At 69.1% G+C, this 13,712-nt stretch carries 18 protein-coding genes and 1 pseudogene; 9 read left to right on the forward strand and 10 right to left on the reverse strand.

Annotated features, from left to right (window positions below; translation table 11 throughout):
- Nucleotides 1-8 precede the first annotated feature (8 nt).
- The gene (locus tag ACZ6YV_RS23310) at nucleotides 9-440 is read right to left on the reverse strand and encodes a hypothetical protein (RefSeq protein WP_465511628.1); all 432 of its coding nucleotides are present in this window, start codon (nucleotides 438-440) and stop codon (nucleotides 9-11) included.
- 136 nt (nucleotides 441-576) lie between these two features.
- Here ACZ6YV_RS23310 and ACZ6YV_RS23315 point away from each other — a divergent pair, with 136 nt between their 5' ends.
- The gene (locus tag ACZ6YV_RS23315; protein ID WP_465511629.1) at nucleotides 577-1,776 is read left to right on the forward strand and encodes an endonuclease/exonuclease/phosphatase family protein; all 1,200 of its coding nucleotides are present in this window, start codon (nucleotides 577-579) and stop codon (nucleotides 1,774-1,776) included.
- A gap of 3 nt (nucleotides 1,777-1,779) precedes the next feature.
- Here the strand turns inward: ACZ6YV_RS23315 and ACZ6YV_RS23320 are convergent, their stop codons facing one another.
- A complete protein-coding gene (locus ACZ6YV_RS23320) occupies nucleotides 1,780-2,436 on the reverse strand; it encodes a maleylpyruvate isomerase family mycothiol-dependent enzyme (RefSeq protein WP_465511630.1) in 657 nt (218 codons plus the stop codon).
- Between the two features lie 17 nt (nucleotides 2,437-2,453).
- A complete protein-coding gene (locus ACZ6YV_RS23325; RefSeq protein ID WP_465511631.1) occupies nucleotides 2,454-2,789 on the reverse strand; it encodes an NIPSNAP family protein in 336 nt (111 codons plus the stop codon).
- A 59-nt stretch (nucleotides 2,790-2,848) separates the two neighbouring features.
- Here ACZ6YV_RS23325 and ACZ6YV_RS23330 point away from each other — a divergent pair, with 59 nt between their 5' ends.
- Entirely contained in the window at nucleotides 2,849-3,790 is a 942-nt protein-coding gene (locus ACZ6YV_RS23330; RefSeq protein ID WP_465511632.1) for a D-2-hydroxyacid dehydrogenase family protein, read from the forward strand.
- Here ACZ6YV_RS23330 and ACZ6YV_RS23335 read toward each other — a convergent pair.
- The 4 genes from ACZ6YV_RS23335 to ACZ6YV_RS23350 are packed head-to-tail and all read right to left on the reverse strand — an operon-like array spanning nucleotide 3,780 to nucleotide 7,013.
- Nucleotides 3,780-4,604 (reverse strand): serine hydrolase domain-containing protein, encoded by an 825-nt coding sequence (locus tag ACZ6YV_RS23335; RefSeq protein ID WP_465511633.1) that lies wholly within the window; start codon nucleotides 4,602-4,604, stop codon nucleotides 3,780-3,782. The genes ACZ6YV_RS23330 and ACZ6YV_RS23335 overlap by 11 nt on opposite strands.
- Nucleotides 4,605-4,663: 59 nt before the next feature.
- Entirely contained in the window at nucleotides 4,664-4,930 is a 267-nt protein-coding gene (locus ACZ6YV_RS23340; RefSeq protein ID WP_076163675.1) for an HPr family phosphocarrier protein, read from the reverse strand.
- A gap of 41 nt (nucleotides 4,931-4,971) precedes the next feature.
- Nucleotides 4,972-6,228 (reverse strand): PTS transporter subunit EIIC, encoded by a 1,257-nt coding sequence (locus tag ACZ6YV_RS23345; protein ID WP_465511634.1) that lies wholly within the window; start codon nucleotides 6,226-6,228, stop codon nucleotides 4,972-4,974.
- Entirely contained in the window at nucleotides 6,225-7,013 is a 789-nt protein-coding gene (locus ACZ6YV_RS23350; protein ID WP_191254040.1) for a GntR family transcriptional regulator, read from the reverse strand. Before ACZ6YV_RS23350 ends, ACZ6YV_RS23345 begins: the two co-directional genes overlap by 4 nt.
- Before the next feature lie 225 nt (nucleotides 7,014-7,238).
- On the opposite strand from ACZ6YV_RS23350, the pseudogene ACZ6YV_RS23355 reads away from it, so the two are divergent.
- Both ACZ6YV_RS23355 and ACZ6YV_RS23360 read left to right on the forward strand, forming a co-directional pair.
- Nucleotides 7,239-7,484 (forward strand): annotated as a pseudogene (locus tag ACZ6YV_RS23355) (PTS sugar transporter subunit IIB); the annotation flags it as partial.
- Nucleotides 7,481-7,936 (forward strand): PTS sugar transporter subunit IIA, encoded by a 456-nt coding sequence (locus tag ACZ6YV_RS23360; protein ID WP_378237769.1) that lies wholly within the window; start codon nucleotides 7,481-7,483, stop codon nucleotides 7,934-7,936. The pseudogene ACZ6YV_RS23355 and the gene ACZ6YV_RS23360, both read left to right, overlap by 4 nt.
- Before the next feature lie 67 nt (nucleotides 7,937-8,003).
- Here ACZ6YV_RS23360 and ACZ6YV_RS23365 read toward each other — a convergent pair whose 3' ends face one another.
- Nucleotides 8,004-8,441 carry a QcrA and Rieske domain-containing protein gene (locus tag ACZ6YV_RS23365; RefSeq protein WP_465511635.1) on the reverse strand — a complete coding sequence of 146 codons (438 nt, stop codon included), beginning with the start codon at nucleotides 8,439-8,441 and terminating at the stop codon, nucleotides 8,004-8,006.
- A 131-nt stretch (nucleotides 8,442-8,572) separates the two neighbouring features.
- Here ACZ6YV_RS23365 and ACZ6YV_RS23370 point away from each other — a divergent pair, with 131 nt between their 5' ends.
- The 5 genes from ACZ6YV_RS23370 to ACZ6YV_RS23390 all read left to right on the forward strand — a co-directional run bounded on the left by ACZ6YV_RS23370 (nucleotide 8,573) and on the right by ACZ6YV_RS23390 (nucleotide 11,298).
- Entirely contained in the window at nucleotides 8,573-8,941 is a 369-nt protein-coding gene (locus ACZ6YV_RS23370; RefSeq protein ID WP_465511636.1) for a hypothetical protein, read from the forward strand.
- Complete coding sequence (locus ACZ6YV_RS23375) at nucleotides 8,938-9,450, forward strand: sigma-70 family RNA polymerase sigma factor (protein WP_465511637.1); 513 nt, start codon at nucleotides 8,938-8,940, stop codon at nucleotides 9,448-9,450. Before ACZ6YV_RS23370 ends, ACZ6YV_RS23375 begins: the two co-directional genes overlap by 4 nt.
- On the forward strand, nucleotides 9,447-10,076 hold the full coding sequence (locus tag ACZ6YV_RS23380) for an anti-sigma factor family protein (RefSeq protein WP_465511638.1): 630 nt from the start codon (nucleotides 9,447-9,449) through the stop codon (nucleotides 10,074-10,076). The genes ACZ6YV_RS23375 and ACZ6YV_RS23380 overlap by 4 nt, the downstream gene beginning before the upstream one ends.
- A 176-nt stretch (nucleotides 10,077-10,252) precedes the next feature.
- On the forward strand, nucleotides 10,253-11,122 hold the full coding sequence (locus tag ACZ6YV_RS23385; protein ID WP_465511639.1) for a class I SAM-dependent methyltransferase: 870 nt from the start codon (nucleotides 10,253-10,255) through the stop codon (nucleotides 11,120-11,122).
- Nucleotides 11,119-11,298: a hypothetical protein gene (locus ACZ6YV_RS23390; RefSeq protein ID WP_465511640.1), complete on the forward strand. Its 180-nt coding sequence runs from the start codon at nucleotides 11,119-11,121 to the stop codon at nucleotides 11,296-11,298. The genes ACZ6YV_RS23385 and ACZ6YV_RS23390 overlap by 4 nt, the downstream gene beginning before the upstream one ends.
- Nucleotides 11,299-11,303: 5 nt before the next feature.
- On the opposite strand, the gene ACZ6YV_RS23395 is transcribed toward ACZ6YV_RS23390, so the two are convergent.
- Together ACZ6YV_RS23395 and ACZ6YV_RS23400 are read right to left on the reverse strand one after the other, a co-directional pair.
- Entirely contained in the window at nucleotides 11,304-12,215 is a 912-nt protein-coding gene (locus tag ACZ6YV_RS23395; protein WP_465511641.1) for a hypothetical protein, read from the reverse strand.
- A 142-nt stretch (nucleotides 12,216-12,357) separates the two neighbouring features.
- Entirely contained in the window at nucleotides 12,358-13,698 is a 1,341-nt protein-coding gene (locus tag ACZ6YV_RS23400) for an ABC1 kinase family protein (protein ID WP_465511642.1), read from the reverse strand.
- Nucleotides 13,699-13,712 lie beyond the last annotated feature (14 nt).

Here is a 13,712-nt window from a genome sequence, read left to right on the forward strand (position 1 = left end):
TTATCCGGTCAGGGCGCCGGGTGCGGAGCGGGCGCCGGGTAGCCCGGATAGCCCGGGTAGGGCTGCGGCACCGGCGCGGGCCGGGCGACGGCGTGGTTGAGGTGCTTGCGCCGGATCCCGTTGAACACCAGCACGTTCCCGACGTGCATCACGCCGAGCACGAGCGCCACGGTGCCGACCTTGACCGACAGCATCTCGAAGACGTCGCGTGCGTCGAGGACGGTGTCGTCGCTGGTCAGGAACAGGGTCACGAAACCCAGGCTGACCAGGTAGAACCCGACGACGAGCAGTTGGTTGACCGAATGCGCCAGCGCCTGCTTGTCCTGGAAGACGTCCTCCAGGAACGTCTTGCCGTGTTTGCTCAGCGTGCGGGCGACCAGCACGGTCAGCGGGACGGTGATGGCCAGGTAGAGCGCGTAGGCCACGACTACGGGTTGCATGGGGACCTCCTTTTGAACGTGTTCAAGAAGAACCGTAGCCCAGATTTTGAACGCGTTCAAGTGGTGCTGTTCACCTGAAACTCACCCAGGTGGCCGCTGAAGCTGCGTAAGGTCGCACCGGACTCTGGAGGTAACCGTGAAACGCATCGCCGCCGTGCTCACGTCGAGCGCCTTGCTGGCCGCGACGCTGCTGGCCGCCACCCCGGCCGAGGCCGGCGTCGGACAGAACGTCCGCTTCGCGACGTACAACGCTTCGCTCAACCGCGGAGCCGCGGGCCAGCTGGTGACCGACCTGTCGCAGCCGGGCAACGCGCAGGCGGACGAGGTCGCCGAGGTGATCCAGCGCAACCGGCCGGACGTGCTGCTGATCAACGAGTTCGACTACGTGCCGGACAACCGCGCCGCGGACCTGTTCCGCGAGAACTACCTGAAGCGCGGCCAGAACGGCGCGGCGCCGATCGACTACCCGTACGCCTTCACAGCGCCGTCGAACACCGGTGTCGCGACCGGCTTCGACCTCGACCGCGACGGCAAGGTCGGTGGCGGCAACGACGCGCACGGTTTCGGCCTCTTCGAGGGCCAGTACGGCATGCTCGTGCTCTCCAAGTACCCGATCGACACCAAGAGCGTGCGAACGTTCCAGAAGTTCCTCTGGAAGGACATGCCCGGCGCGCTGCTCCCGGACGATCCGGCCACCCCGGCACCGAACGACTGGTACTCGCCGCAGGCGCTCGACGTGCTGCGCCTGTCGTCGAAGTCCCACTGGGACGTCCCGATCCGCGTCGGCCGCTCCACCGTGCACTTCCTGGCCGCGCATCCGACGCCGCCCACCTTCGACGGCCCCGAAGACCGCAACGGCACCCGCAACAACGACGAGATCCGCTTCTGGGCGGACTACGTGACCCCGGGCAAGGGCCGCTACATCCACGACGACCGCGGCCGTCGCGGCGGCCTGGGCGCGCACGAGAAGTTCGTCATCGCCGGTGACCACAACTCCGATCCGCTCGACGGTGACAGCGTCCCCGGCGCGATCTCACGCCTGCTGAACGCGCCCCGCGTCATCGAGACCCGGCCGGGCAGCGAAGGCGGCGTACGGGCGGCTCAGGACCAGGCCGGCGCCAACATCGGCCAGAAGGGCGACCCGTACATCGACACCGGCGACTTCAACGACAAAGCGCCGGGGAACCTGCGGATCGACTACGTCCTGCCGTCCAAGGGCCTGTTCCCCTGGCGCGCCGAGGTGTTCTGGCCGCTGCCCGACTCGCCGCTGGCCCGGCTCAACGACGCCTCGGACCACCACCTGGTGCGGGTCGACGTGTTCGTCGGTCGCCGGTAGGTCTCAGACCTCGACCGGCGGGTTGCAGTGAGCGCCGATCCGCTGGGTGCCCGGCCCGGTGAGCGCGGCCAGGCCGGTGCCCCGCCCGGTCGCCGCGAGAAGCAGGTCGGCCAGCGGGCCCCGCACCTCGTCGGAGCCCGAACCGCCGGACCAGTCGGCGTCCGTGGCGATCATCTTCACGCCCTTGCAGCGTTTGCGCGCGCCCCAGAACGGGCTCGCGAGGATGTGTTCGAGCGCCGCGATCGCCGGCTGTTCCGGCATGGGCCTGGTCCGGCCCAGCGGCCGGGCGATGTCCTGACCGTGGATGAGGACGTCGGCGAGCGGGTCGATCGGTTTGGCGCCGGGGGAGCGGTGGTCCGATCCCGCGTCCTCGCGGATCTGGGCGACGAGTTCGGCGGAGGTGAACCGCGTGGCGTGCTCGATCGCCTGGTCGGCGGTCATCCGGTCCCAGTCGCCCCTGGCCTTGATGGCGCCGACGATGGTGTCCTTGAGACCGGTCCTGGGCGACAGCGCCAGATGGGCGGCCAGTTCATGGACAGTCCACTTCGGACACAGCGTGTCGGCTGACCAGTCTTTTTCGTCGAGTTCTTCGAGCAGGTCCGCGAAGCTCAGCCGCTCGGCCTCGGTCCAGGCCAGGATTCTTCCCTCGTCCACGTCCATGCTCGCTGTCCTTTTCGTCAAGCCCGTCTGAGTGTTTCGACGGCGGCTGCGGAGGTCTCGATGACGATCGTGTGGTAGCTCTCGATCCGCGAAACGATGTCCTCGCGCGGCCCCTTCAGCCAAGCCTCGCTGCCGTAGAACTCGCGTTCCTGGCGCTCGTGCTCTTCCAGCGAGGTGAACGCGCGGATCAGGAAGGCCTCTTCTCGACCGTCCTCGGCGACCAAGGAACGACCGTAATCGATGACGCGCAGTCCCGCACTTTCCAGGAGGGGGATGGACTCCTCACCCATCACGCGAAGGAAATCGGCGGTCGACCCGGGTTTCAGCCGGTAGGTCCGGAACTCGAGGATCACGGGTGCCTCCTTGGGATGGTCTTCGGCGCCCGACCCTAGCCTGTTTTAGCCTGGTCACCATGAAGATCGCGATTCTCGACGACTACCAGAACGTGGCACTCGATTACGCCGACTGGGACTCCCTCGGCGCCGAGGTCGAGGTGTTCACGACGCCATTCGCGGATCCGGCCGACGTGGTGGCCCGCCTGCGGGACTTCGAGGTCGTGGTCGCGATGCGCGAGCGCACCCGCTTCCCCGCCGAAGTGCTCGACCGGCTGCCCGCGCTCGAACTGCTGGTGAGCACCGGCCACCGCAACGCCGCGATCGACGTGCCCGCCGCCCGGCGCAACGGCGTGGTCGTCTCCTCCACCGGCTACATCGCGGCCCCGGCGGCCGAGCACACCTGGGCGCTGATCCTCGCCGCCGCGCGGAACGTGCCGGTGGAGTCGGCGAACATGCGCGAGGGCGGCTGGCAGACGACGGTCGGCACGATCCTGTCCGGCAAGACCCTCGGCCTGCTCGGGCTCGGCAGGCTCGGCGCGGGCGCGGCCAAGATCGGCCAGGCGTTCGGGATGGAGACCATCGCCTGGAGTCAGAACCTGACCCAGGAGAAGGCAGACCCCCATGGCGTGACGGCGGTGTCGAAGGACGAACTGTTCGCCCGCGCGGACGTCCTTTCGGTCCACCTGGTGCTCAGCCGTCGCAGCCGGGGGCTGGTCGGCGCGCCCGAACTCGCCGCGATGAAGCCGACGGCGATGCTGGTCAACACCTCGCGCGGTCCGATCGTGGACGAAGCCGCCCTGGTGGACTCCTTGCGCCGCAAGGAGATCGCGGTCGCCGCGCTGGATGTCTACGACGTCGAGCCGCTGCCGTCGGAGCATCCGCTGCGGACGCTGGACAACGTCGTGCTCACCCCGCACATCGGCTACGTCACCCGGGAGACCTACGAGATCTTCTACCGCGACGCCGTCGAGGACATCGCGGCCTTCCAGGCGGGTGCACCGATCCGCGTCATGGAGTGAGGCCGCGCAGTTCCGCGAGCACCGCGTCGGTGAAGGGCGGCCACACCTCGGCCGCCCACGGGCCGAAGGCGCGGTCGGTGAGCGCGACGCAGGCGGCACCGGCGTCGGGATCGACCCAGAGGAACGTGCCGGACTGCCCGAAGTGGCCGAAGGTCCGCGGCGAGCTCGACGACCCGGTCCAATGTGGACTCTTGTGGTCGCGGATCTCGAAGCCGAGGCCCCAGTCGTTCGGCTTCTGGTGGCCGAAACCGGGCAGGACGCCGGAAAGTCCGGGGAAGACCACGGAAGTCGCCTCGCGCACCGTCTCGGCGGCGATGAGCTTCGGGGCCTGCAGTTCGGCGGCGAACGCGACCAGGTCGTCCACAGTGGACTCCGCGCCCGCGGCGGGCGAACCGGCGAGCTTGGTCGACTTCATGCCCAGCGGCTGGAAAAGCGCCTCCGCCTGGTAGTCGGCGAAGGGGATGCCGGAGTGCTCGGTGAGCGCGTCGGCGAGCTGTTCGAATCCGGCGTTGGAATACAGGCGCCGGTTGCCGGGCGCGGCCATCGCCTTGTGCTCGTTGAAGGCCAGTCCCGAAGTATGCGAGAGCAGGTGCCGGATCGTGGAGCCCTCCGGCCCGGCGGGGGTGTCGAGTTCGACGACGCCCTCTTCGATGGCGATCAGCGCGGCGTAGGCCGTGAGCGGCTTGGTCACCGACGCCAGCTTGTACACCTTCGTCGTGTCGCCGTGCGTGCCCAGCACGTCACCGGCGGCGGTCACCACGGCCGTGGCAGCGGTGTCCGTCGGCCACTGTTCGATCTCGCGCAGGCTTTCCATGCCCACACCCTACGAAGCCCGGGCCGGTCGGGGCGGCCCGGGCTTCGCAGGGATGGGGATCAGGCGTCGAGGTCGGTCGCCACCAGCTCGGCGATGGCGTCGACGGCCGCCTCGGCACCTTCACCCTCGGCACTGATGATGACCTCGTCGCCGTAACCGGCGGCGAGCGTCATCAGGTTCAGCACGCTGCCGGCCGCGACCGGGTCGCCGCCCGCCTTGGCGATGGACACCGCGACGGGCTGCGCCGCGGCCGCCTTGGCGACCGTCGCCGCGGGCCTGGCGTGCAGGCCCACCTTGCTGGCCACGGTGACGCGTTTCTCCGGCATGTTCTTTCCCTTTCGTGCCTTCGGTTTTCTTGAAACTGAGCTTACTTCGTGGCGGGCTTGGCCGCCGTGGCCTCGAGGTCGGCCTCGATCGAGTCGTCCTCGCGGCCCGGGGTCCGCAGGTTCCACTTGGTGATCACGAAACGGAAGATCACGTAGTAGATGACCGCGTAGGCCAGGCCGATCGGGATGAGCAGCCACGCCTTGCTCGCCGCCGGGTGGGTGCTGTTGAGCGCGAAGTCGATCGCGCCGGCGGAGAACCCGAAGCCGAGGTGGATGTCGAGCGCGTTCACCAGCGCCATCGAGGTACCGGTCAGGACCGCGTGGATCAGGTACAGCGGCCACGCGACGTACATGAACGAGAACTCGATCGGCTCGGTGACACCGGTCAGGAACGAGGTCAGCGCACCGGCGATCATCACACCGCCGACGATCTTCTTCTGGCTGGGCTTCGCGCTCTGCCAGATCGCCAGCGCCGCGGCGGGGATGGCGAACATGAAGATCGGGAAGAACCCGGTCATGAAGGTGCCGCGGGTCGGGTCGCCCTCGAAGAACTTGGTGAGGTCACCGCCGTCGAAGATGAACCACACCGGCACGTTCAGCAGCTGGTGCAGACCGACCGGGATCAACAGGCGGTTGAGCACACCGTAGATACCGCCACCGACCACCGGCGACCCGGTGACCGCCTCACCGGCGGCCTGGATGCCCTCGTTGACCCAGTGGAAGACCAGGCCCAGCGGCACCGCGAGGATCATCAGCGTCAGGGCGGTGATGATCGGCACGAACCGGCGCCCGCCGAAGAAGGCCAGGTACGGCGGCAGCTTGATGCGATAGAACTTCTGCCACAGCAGCGCCGTGACCAGACCGACGATCACACCGGCCAGCACACTGTAGGGCCACTTGATCGGGTTGAGCATCAGGCCGGCGGGCTTTTCGGGGTTCCAGCCGGGGAGGTCGGCGAACGGCGCGAACACCCGGAGGACGCTGGTGAACACGAAGAAACCGACCACGGCGGCGAGGCCGGTGGCGCCGTCGCTCTTCCGGGCGAACCCGACCGCGATACCCACCGCGAACAGGAGCGGCAGCCAGTTGAACAGCGAGTCGCCCGCCGCGCCGAGCACCTCGGCCACTTTGTTCCAGCCGAGGCCTTTCTCGCCGAGCAGGTCAGGCTGACCGAGCCTGGACAGGAGTGCGGCGGCGGGCAGGGCGGCGATGGGGAGCATGAGGCTGCGGCCGAAGCGCTGAAGCCCGGCCAGTCCCTTGCCCTTGCCCTTCGCCCCCTCCGCGGTGGTGGAGCTCATCGGGTACCTCCGTAGTGAGGATGATGACCGGAATCCGGGGTGTTCCGGTCAAGCTGCATGGTGACCTGGTAGTGATCGCCCCGGTACCAGGAAGTCATGTCTTCGATCGGTTCCCCGTTGACGCTGGAGACCCGGCGGAAGACAAGAAGCGGACTGCCGGCGCGCATGCCGAGCAGGCGTGCCGTTTCGCGGTCCGCGGATTCGGCCCAGACCGTCTGCCACGCGTGGTCCGGGCGGAGGTCATACGACTGGGCGAGTTGGACGTACAACGATCGAGTGAGATCGAGGTCGAGCAGACCGGGCATCCGGCCCGCGTGATACCAGCCTCGTTCGACCGCGAGCGGCACCCCGTCGGCACGGCGGAGCCGCACCAGCCGGTGTGCCGGAGTTCCGGCGGTCAGGCCGAGGGCGTGCGCCGAGGGGGCGGGCGGGACCTCGGTGGCGGTCTTGACGACCTCCGTGGTCGGGGTCATCCCGCGACGGCGCATGTCCTCGGTGAAGGACATCAGGTAGAGCTGCAGTTCCATCCGCCTCGCGGCGGTGAACGTCCCCTTGCCGCGCACGCGCGACAGGAGTCCTTCTTCGACCAGCTTGCCGATCGCGGACCGGACCGTGAGCCTGGATACCTGATAGGTCTCGGCCAGGTCACGTTCCGAGGGGATAGGCGAGCCTGGGGGTAGCTCACGCTCCACTGTGCGGCGCAGAATCTCCCTCAGCTGGGCGTGCTTGGGCGTCGGTCCGTTGATCACACGGTCGGACGGCGGCACCTGCGCCGAAGCGCTCATGACGGTCACCGTCCTTTCGGGCCGGTCGTTTCGGGTAACCCGTACTCGCATCTGGTCCGGAAGATTGGTACGTTCCGGTCTAGACCAATGATCCGATGGGGCAGGATGCTCCGTCGCACGAGCGGGTGTCAACCACCGTTACGCGTTCGTGGCCAGGGATGGCGTGCGAGTCGGCGAACGGCGTAGTACAGCTGGTTCGCATGTGGGAAACCGACAGGGAACAGGGAGACCGCGATGGCGGATGACAGGCCGGAAAAGATCCTCGCGGCGCTCGGCGGCGCCGAGAACGTCATCGAGGTGGAGGGGTGCATCACCCGGCTGCGCTGTGAGCTCGAAGACATGAGCCTGCTCGACGAGGCGGCGCTGAAGGCCGCCGGCGCGATGGGTGTCGTGCGCATGGGCGCGGGTGTCCAGGTGATCGTGGGGCCGGAGGCCGACACGATCGCCAGCGACATCGAGGACCTGATGTGAGCCTCGAAATCCTGAGCCCGGTAAGCGGCAAGACGACCGCTATGACCGAAGTGCCCGACCCGGTCTTCGCGCAGGCGATGGTCGGCCCCGGCCTCGCGGTCCTACCCTCGGGTGGACGCCAGGACGCGGTCTCGCCGGTCGACGGGACCGTCGTGACCCTGCACCCGCACGCTTTCGTCGTGGCCACCGAAGACGGCCGCGGGGTGCTGGTCCACCTCGGGATCGACACGGTGAAGCAGAAGGGCGAGGGGTTCACCCTCCACGTCGTCAAGGGCGAGGCCGTCCGCGCCGGGCAGCCGGTCGTCGGCTGGGACCCCGACGCGGTCAAGGCCGCCGGCTACTCGCCGATCGTGCCCGTGGTGGCGCTGGACGCGAAGGCCGAAGTCCTTTCGGGACTGCTGACCGGCGGCGACGTCGAGCCGGGCGACCCGATCTTCACCTGGGACAGCTGAAACCTTCAGATCGAAAAGGTCCCTTTAGGACGGGAATTCCGTCCTAAAGGGACCTTTCGCATGTTCGTCAGGCCGTGACGACCTGGCCGTTCGTGACCTTGACCGCGATCGAGGGCAGCGGCTGGTCCGCCGGTCCTTTTTTGACCGCGCCGGTCTTCGCGTCGAAGATCGAGCTGTGGCAGGGACATTTGAGCTCCGCACCGGCCGGGACGACCGCGCAGCCCTGGTGCGTGCAGATCGCGCTGAACGCGGCCGCGGTGTCTTCGGCGGTCCTGGTGACGATCACGTCCTTGCCGTCGGCGGTCTTGGCGACCTTCGCCTGGCCGACCTCGATGTCGGCGAGCGCGGTCAGGGTCTCGCCCGCCGCGGCGGGCGGGGCGGCGGCCGAGCCGGCCGACGGGGTGTCGCTTCCGCAGGCCGTGAGGGCCACGGCACCGACGGCCGCGCCGGCGACGGCGGCCCCGGTGGTCAGGACGGTGCGGCGGGAGGGGAGTTCGGCAGTCATGCCCATACACACGGCCGGAGCGGCCATCCGGTTCAATTTGGCCGACCATCGGGTGCGGGATTGAACCGAGAGGCCCTCTTTTCCGTGTTCAAAGGCATAGGGGAACCGAACACGCGGAAAGAGATACGGACATGATCCGGTGGTTGTTGCGGGCGGTGGTGGCGGCGGGCCTGCTCGGCTCGGCGTGGGTGCATTACGTCGTATGGCAGGACTGGGCGTCCGGAACGGACGTGGTCGGACCGCTCTTTCTGGTGAACGTCGTGGCGGGTGTGGTCATCGCGGTCGCCGTCCTGGTCTGGCACCACTGGCTTCCCGCGCTGGCGGCGATCGGCTTCGGCTTGGCGACGCTGGGTGCGTACGTGCTCTCCCTGACCACAGGGTTCTTCGGTGTCTCGGAGCGCTTCACGACCCAGGCCGAGCTCTGGGGCCTGATCACCGAAGCGGCTTGCGTGGTCTTCGCCCTCCCTCTGCTTCGCAACCGCGAAAGCACGGATCGGTGAAGGAATTCGCGGAGGACCGGCTGATGCGGGCTTTGCACGACGAGCACGCCGCGGCGCTCTGGTCCTACGCACTGCACCTGACCAGCGGTGACCGGGTCCGCGCGGAGGACGTCGTCCAGGAGACGCTGCTGCGGGCCTGGCGCAACGCCAAGGTGCTCGACCAGTCCGAGGGATCGGCGCGGGGCTGGCTGTTCACCGTGGCGAGACGGATCGCCATCGACGACTGGCGGGCTTCCGAGACGCATCCGGAGGTGGTGACCGGTCAACCGCCCGAAACGGCGGTCACGGACGGCACCGAACGGGCTGTTCAGGGCTGGCTGGTCGCCGAAGCCCTCGGCGAGCTTTCGCCGAGGCATCGAGACGTCCTTGTCCTGTGCTACTTCCAGGGTTACTCCGTCGCCGACGCAGCGAAGCGGCTGGGTGTGGCCGAAGGGACCATCAAGTCGCGGACGCACTACGCCTTGCGGGCGTTGCGGCTGGTATTGGAGGAAAGAGGGGTGACTCAATGACCGACCCCTTCGCCACCTACGACGCGGCCTACGTGCTCGGGGCGTTGTCCCCGGAAGACCGGTTCGCCTACGAGAAACACCTTCGCGTGTGTGACCGGTGCGCGGCTTCCGTACGCGATCTGGCCGGGATCCCCGGACTGCTCGCCCAAGCCGGCGCCCCCGCGCTGCTGGAGGAGGAACCGGCGCCCTCGCCGGAACTGCTGCCCGCCGTGCTCAAACGGGTCCGCCGGGGAAGACGGATCCAACGGGCGATCACCACCACCGCGGCCGGGGTGGCCGTCGCGGCCGGTGTCGCGCTCGCCGTCGTCCTGACCGGGCCGATCGCGTCGGCGGGCGACCCGATGACCCCGCTCGGCGACTACCCGGTGACCGCCGACGTCGCCATGTCCGCCACGGACACCGGCACGAAGGTCGACATGACGTGCAGCTACGGCGGCAACCGCACCGGGGACTACATCCTGGTCGCCGTCGGCGCCGACGGGGGCACCAGCGAACTGGCGTCCTGGCGCGCGATGCCCAAGGACACCGCGCACATCGTGGTCGGCACCGCGATGCGCGCCGGGGACATCAAGGCGCTGGAGATCCGCACGCCCTCGGGCCTTCCGCTGCTGCGGATGAACCCCTGATCCCGGTGTCATGACAGGCCTTCGGAACTGGGAGCGGCGCGGATGGGTCGGGTGGGGGGGGGGGGGGGGGGGGGTGGGGGGGGGGGGGGGGGCCCCGCCCCCCCCCCCCCCCCCCCCCCCCCCCCCCCGCTCCCTTTTTGGGCGTGACGTGGCTCGGCGTGGTGTTCACTGGGGGAATGGCCGTACACACGCACGACGACATCGACTGGGCCGATCGGCTTCGATCGCTTCGCCTGGCCGAAGCCCTCGACGCCGAGCCGATGCGGGTCGCGGCCCGACGGCTGCTGGATGGCTTGCCGGACGAGCCGACCATTCTCGACGTCGGCTGCGGTGCGGGCGGGATGAGCGTGCTCTTCGCGGAGGAGCTCGCCTCCGCCGGCGCCAGGATCGTGCTGGTCGACGCGACCGAGCACCTGCTGGCCGAAGCGCACCGGGTCGTCAGCGCGGCCGCGGGGGACAGCGCCGCCGTCGAGACGGTCCATGCCGACGTGGCCGACGACGGGTTGCCCGCCGAACTCCCGCCCGCCGACCTGGTCTGGGCGTCACGCGTGGTTCACCACCTGCCCGATCAGCAAGCGGCGATCGACACCCTCGCCCGCCTCGCCCGCCCCGGCGGGCTGGTCGCCATTTCCGAGGGCGGCCTGGACTTCAACTGCCTCCCCTGGGACCTCGGCATCGGCCGCCCCGGGCTCGAGGAGAGACTGCTCGCCGCCCGAAGCGAGTGGTTCGCCGAGATGCGGGCTGGCATTCCCGGCTCCGTCTCCATGCCCTACGGCTGGAACATCGCGCTCCAACGGGCAGGCCTGACCGGCGTCGACTCCTTCGGGGCGCTCATCCATCACCCGGCGCCCGGGCCGGAACTGCTGCGCGAGTTCGTCATCGAGCGGGTGACCTGGCTGGCAGAGGCGGCCGGCGACCTCCTGGGCAGTGCTGACCAGGAGACCGTGGCCGCCTTGGTGAATCCGGCTAGCCAGGTCTTCCTCGGCGCACGCCAGGATCTTTTCCTCCAAGGGGCGAAGACGATCCATTGTGGACGGCGGTCGTGAGCGAACCCGTCGGCTGTTCGTTGTGTGGCCGGATCCGCGGCGCCGACGAGGATCCAGCGCAGACGCTCGCCTGGGTTTCCACTCGTGAGAAGAACGTCGTGCGCTGGATGTGCCCTGCCTGCGCACGCCGCCACACCCGCGACATCGAAGGAAAGCTGCCGGACGAGTACTGGTGAGCGCCTCAGGCGGCGTCGATCCGGCCGAGCGTGAGGACTTTCGGCCGCGGCGTCCGCGCCGCTTCGGCGAACGCCCTGACCAGCTCGGCCGCGACCTCCAGCGGAACCTTCTTCAGCTGGTCGATGGTGCAGCGGACCAGCACCGTGCCGGTCGCGGTCAGCGCCAACGGGTGAAAATCCGCGGTGCCCTGCTTCGGGGCACGGAATTGCCAAGCCAGGCCGATGTCGTCCCACCAGGCGTCGGCGGCGCCGATGGGACGACCTCGGCGGTCGCAGATCGTCGTGTTCCACGACGGCGAGGGCAGCGGGCAGCCGCTGAGGACCTTCTTCGCCAGTCCATGCGCGAAGGTCTCTTCGGGATCGACGCGTCGCAGAGCCGTACGGACCGCGGCCGAGCCTCGCCGGTTACCGGAATCGAGCTCGTCGCCGAGCTCTCGGAGTGTGCACAGACCCCAGTACAGCGGTAGCGAGATCAGCTCGTCGATCCGCGCGGGATCGAGCTCCAGCCTGGCCAGATCGAGCGCCGCCCGGGCTGCGGGGGCGAACGGGACGCCGTCGATCAAGGTCGGCGGCGGCATCCGGGTGGTTCTTCGGGGCAGCATGCCGGGCTCCGCCGGGACGCGCCGATAGTCAGGGACGAGGAGATGGACCTCCCGTGTCACCGGGCAGTCGACACCCCGCGCTCGAAGCGCGTCGGCACCCGTCACCGCCACCTCCGGCCCGAACCGCGCGACAGCGGCCTGTAGCAGCTGAAGCCGGGTGGGCGCGGTGTCGCGCAACAGGATCACACCCGGCATCAGCCTTCGCCAAGGACCGCCCGGGCCGCAGAGCTTCGCGGCGTAACGCGCGGTGACGCCCGCCTCGCGCAGCTCGCGGCTGGTGATGATCCCGGACTCGCTGGTGTTACTGAGCGCCATGAGTCGGGCGCTTCGTGTAGTGGCCATGAATCGAGGATGGCCGTTGGGCCGTCCGGGTGGAACCGCTTCCGCGAAGTTGTGGACAACTCGCCCGAACGACCCCGATTTCGGCTCAGCCGCACCGTTCCCTGTGGATAACTTCTCAGGCCGCGAAGCCCGGCTGCCACCGTTCGACGATCGCGCGGGCGGGGATCTCCGCGTCGAGCTGACAGAGGATGCCGGTCGATCCGGCGGTCACCCGGTGGATCATCAGGTACTCGGGCGGCAGGTTGAGCGAGCGGCCGATCCTGAAATCCCGGCCGCGGGTGTCGCCGACTCGTCCAGCCTGCCGTTGCATCCAGCGGCGGGTGAAGTGGAACGTGTCGCCCGCCAGCGGCTCGGTGAACGGCGCCAGGTAAGCGAGCACGTCATCGGCCTGCAGTTCCGCGTCGGGCCGGATGAAACCGGACTCCCTGAGCAGCCGCATGAGCTTCGAGGACTCGCCGTCGAGTGCCAGCCTGGTCATTTCGCCGAGGTGCTGCGGAATCCCCTCGGGCAGCCGGGAAACCCCGCCGAAGTCGATCACGCACAGCCTGCCGTCGGCGGTCAGCATGAAGTTGCCGGGGTGCGGGTCCGAATGCAGGAGCCGGGCCCGTTCCGGCGACGAGTAGTGGAACTCCGTGAGCAGGCGGCCCGCGCGGTCCCGGGCTTCCTTGTCGCCGCCGGCGATGATCTTCGACAGCGGGGTGCCGGTGACCCACTCCGTGACGACGACCTTCGGCGCGCTGGCGACCACACGGGGGATCACGAAGCCGGAGACGTCTTCGAACGCCTTCACGAAGGCGCGCTGGTTCTGGGCTTCTGCCTGGTAGTCGAGTTCTTCGTTCATCCGCTCGGCGAGTTCCGCCAGGAGCGGCTTCACCTCGGTCCCCGGCACGAAGGCCTGGAACAACCTGCTGAAACGCTGGAGCTGCCGAAGGTCGCTCCGCAACGCGTCGTCCGCTCCGGGGTACTGCACCTTGACTGCGACTTCGCGGCCGTCGTGCCAGGTCGCGCGGTGGACCTGGCCGATGCTCGCGGACGCGGCGGGCTCGTCGTCGAACGCGGAGAACCGCTGCTGCCAGGTGCGTCCCAGCTGCTCGGCGAGGACCCGGTGGGTCTGGCGGGTGGCCATGGGCGGCGCCGCGGCCTGGAGCTTCGTCAGGGCCTCGCGATAGGGCTTCGCCATCTCGTCCGGCACTGCCGCCTCGAAGACGCTCAAGGCCTGGCCGAACTTCATCGCGCCGCCTTTGAGCGTCCCCAGGACCTCGAAGAGCTGCTCGGCGGCCTTGGCGGACAGTGTCGCGTTGACCTCTTCGGCGCTCTGCCCGGTCAGCCGCCTGCCCCAGCCTCCGACCGCCCGGCCCGCTATGCCGAGCGGAATACTGGCCAGCTTCGCCGTTCGCGCTGCCCCGTTGCGGGGGATGGCGGCTTCTCGGTCCTCGGCGTTGCGGGAGTCGGTCACCCTCGCGATTCTGC

The organism is Amycolatopsis sp. NPDC102522, from assembly GCF_055584485.1.

Excerpts from the sequence above, each read along its gene's own strand:
- ACZ6YV_RS23330 (WP_465511632.1), top strand. The coding sequence starts at position 2,849 with ATGAAGATCGCGATTCTCGACGACTACCAGAACGTGGCACTCGATTAC.
- ACZ6YV_RS23320 (WP_465511630.1), bottom strand. The coding sequence starts at position 2,436 with ATGGACGTGGACGAGGGAAGAATCCTGGCCTGGACCGAGGCCGAGCGG.
- ACZ6YV_RS23380 (WP_465511638.1), top strand. The coding sequence starts at position 9,447 with ATGACCGACCCCTTCGCCACCTACGACGCGGCCTACGTGCTCGGGGCG.
- ACZ6YV_RS23345 (WP_465511634.1), bottom strand. The coding sequence starts at position 6,228 with ATGAGCTCCACCACCGCGGAGGGGGCGAAGGGCAAGGGCAAGGGACTG.
- ACZ6YV_RS23335 (WP_465511633.1), bottom strand. The coding sequence starts at position 4,604 with ATGGAAAGCCTGCGCGAGATCGAACAGTGGCCGACGGACACCGCTGCC.
- ACZ6YV_RS23310 (WP_465511628.1), bottom strand. The coding sequence starts at position 440 with ATGCAACCCGTAGTCGTGGCCTACGCGCTCTACCTGGCCATCACCGTC.
- ACZ6YV_RS23385 (WP_465511639.1), top strand. The coding sequence starts at position 10,253 with ATGGCCGTACACACGCACGACGACATCGACTGGGCCGATCGGCTTCGA.
- ACZ6YV_RS23365 (WP_465511635.1), bottom strand. The coding sequence starts at position 8,441 with ATGACTGCCGAACTCCCCTCCCGCCGCACCGTCCTGACCACCGGGGCC.
- ACZ6YV_RS23395 (WP_465511641.1), bottom strand. The coding sequence starts at position 12,215 with ATGGCGCTCAGTAACACCAGCGAGTCCGGGATCATCACCAGCCGCGAG.
- ACZ6YV_RS23370 (WP_465511636.1), top strand. The coding sequence starts at position 8,573 with ATGATCCGGTGGTTGTTGCGGGCGGTGGTGGCGGCGGGCCTGCTCGGC.
- ACZ6YV_RS23350 (WP_191254040.1), bottom strand. The coding sequence starts at position 7,013 with ATGAGCGCTTCGGCGCAGGTGCCGCCGTCCGACCGTGTGATCAACGGA.
- ACZ6YV_RS23340 (WP_076163675.1), bottom strand. The coding sequence starts at position 4,930 with ATGCCGGAGAAACGCGTCACCGTGGCCAGCAAGGTGGGCCTGCACGCC.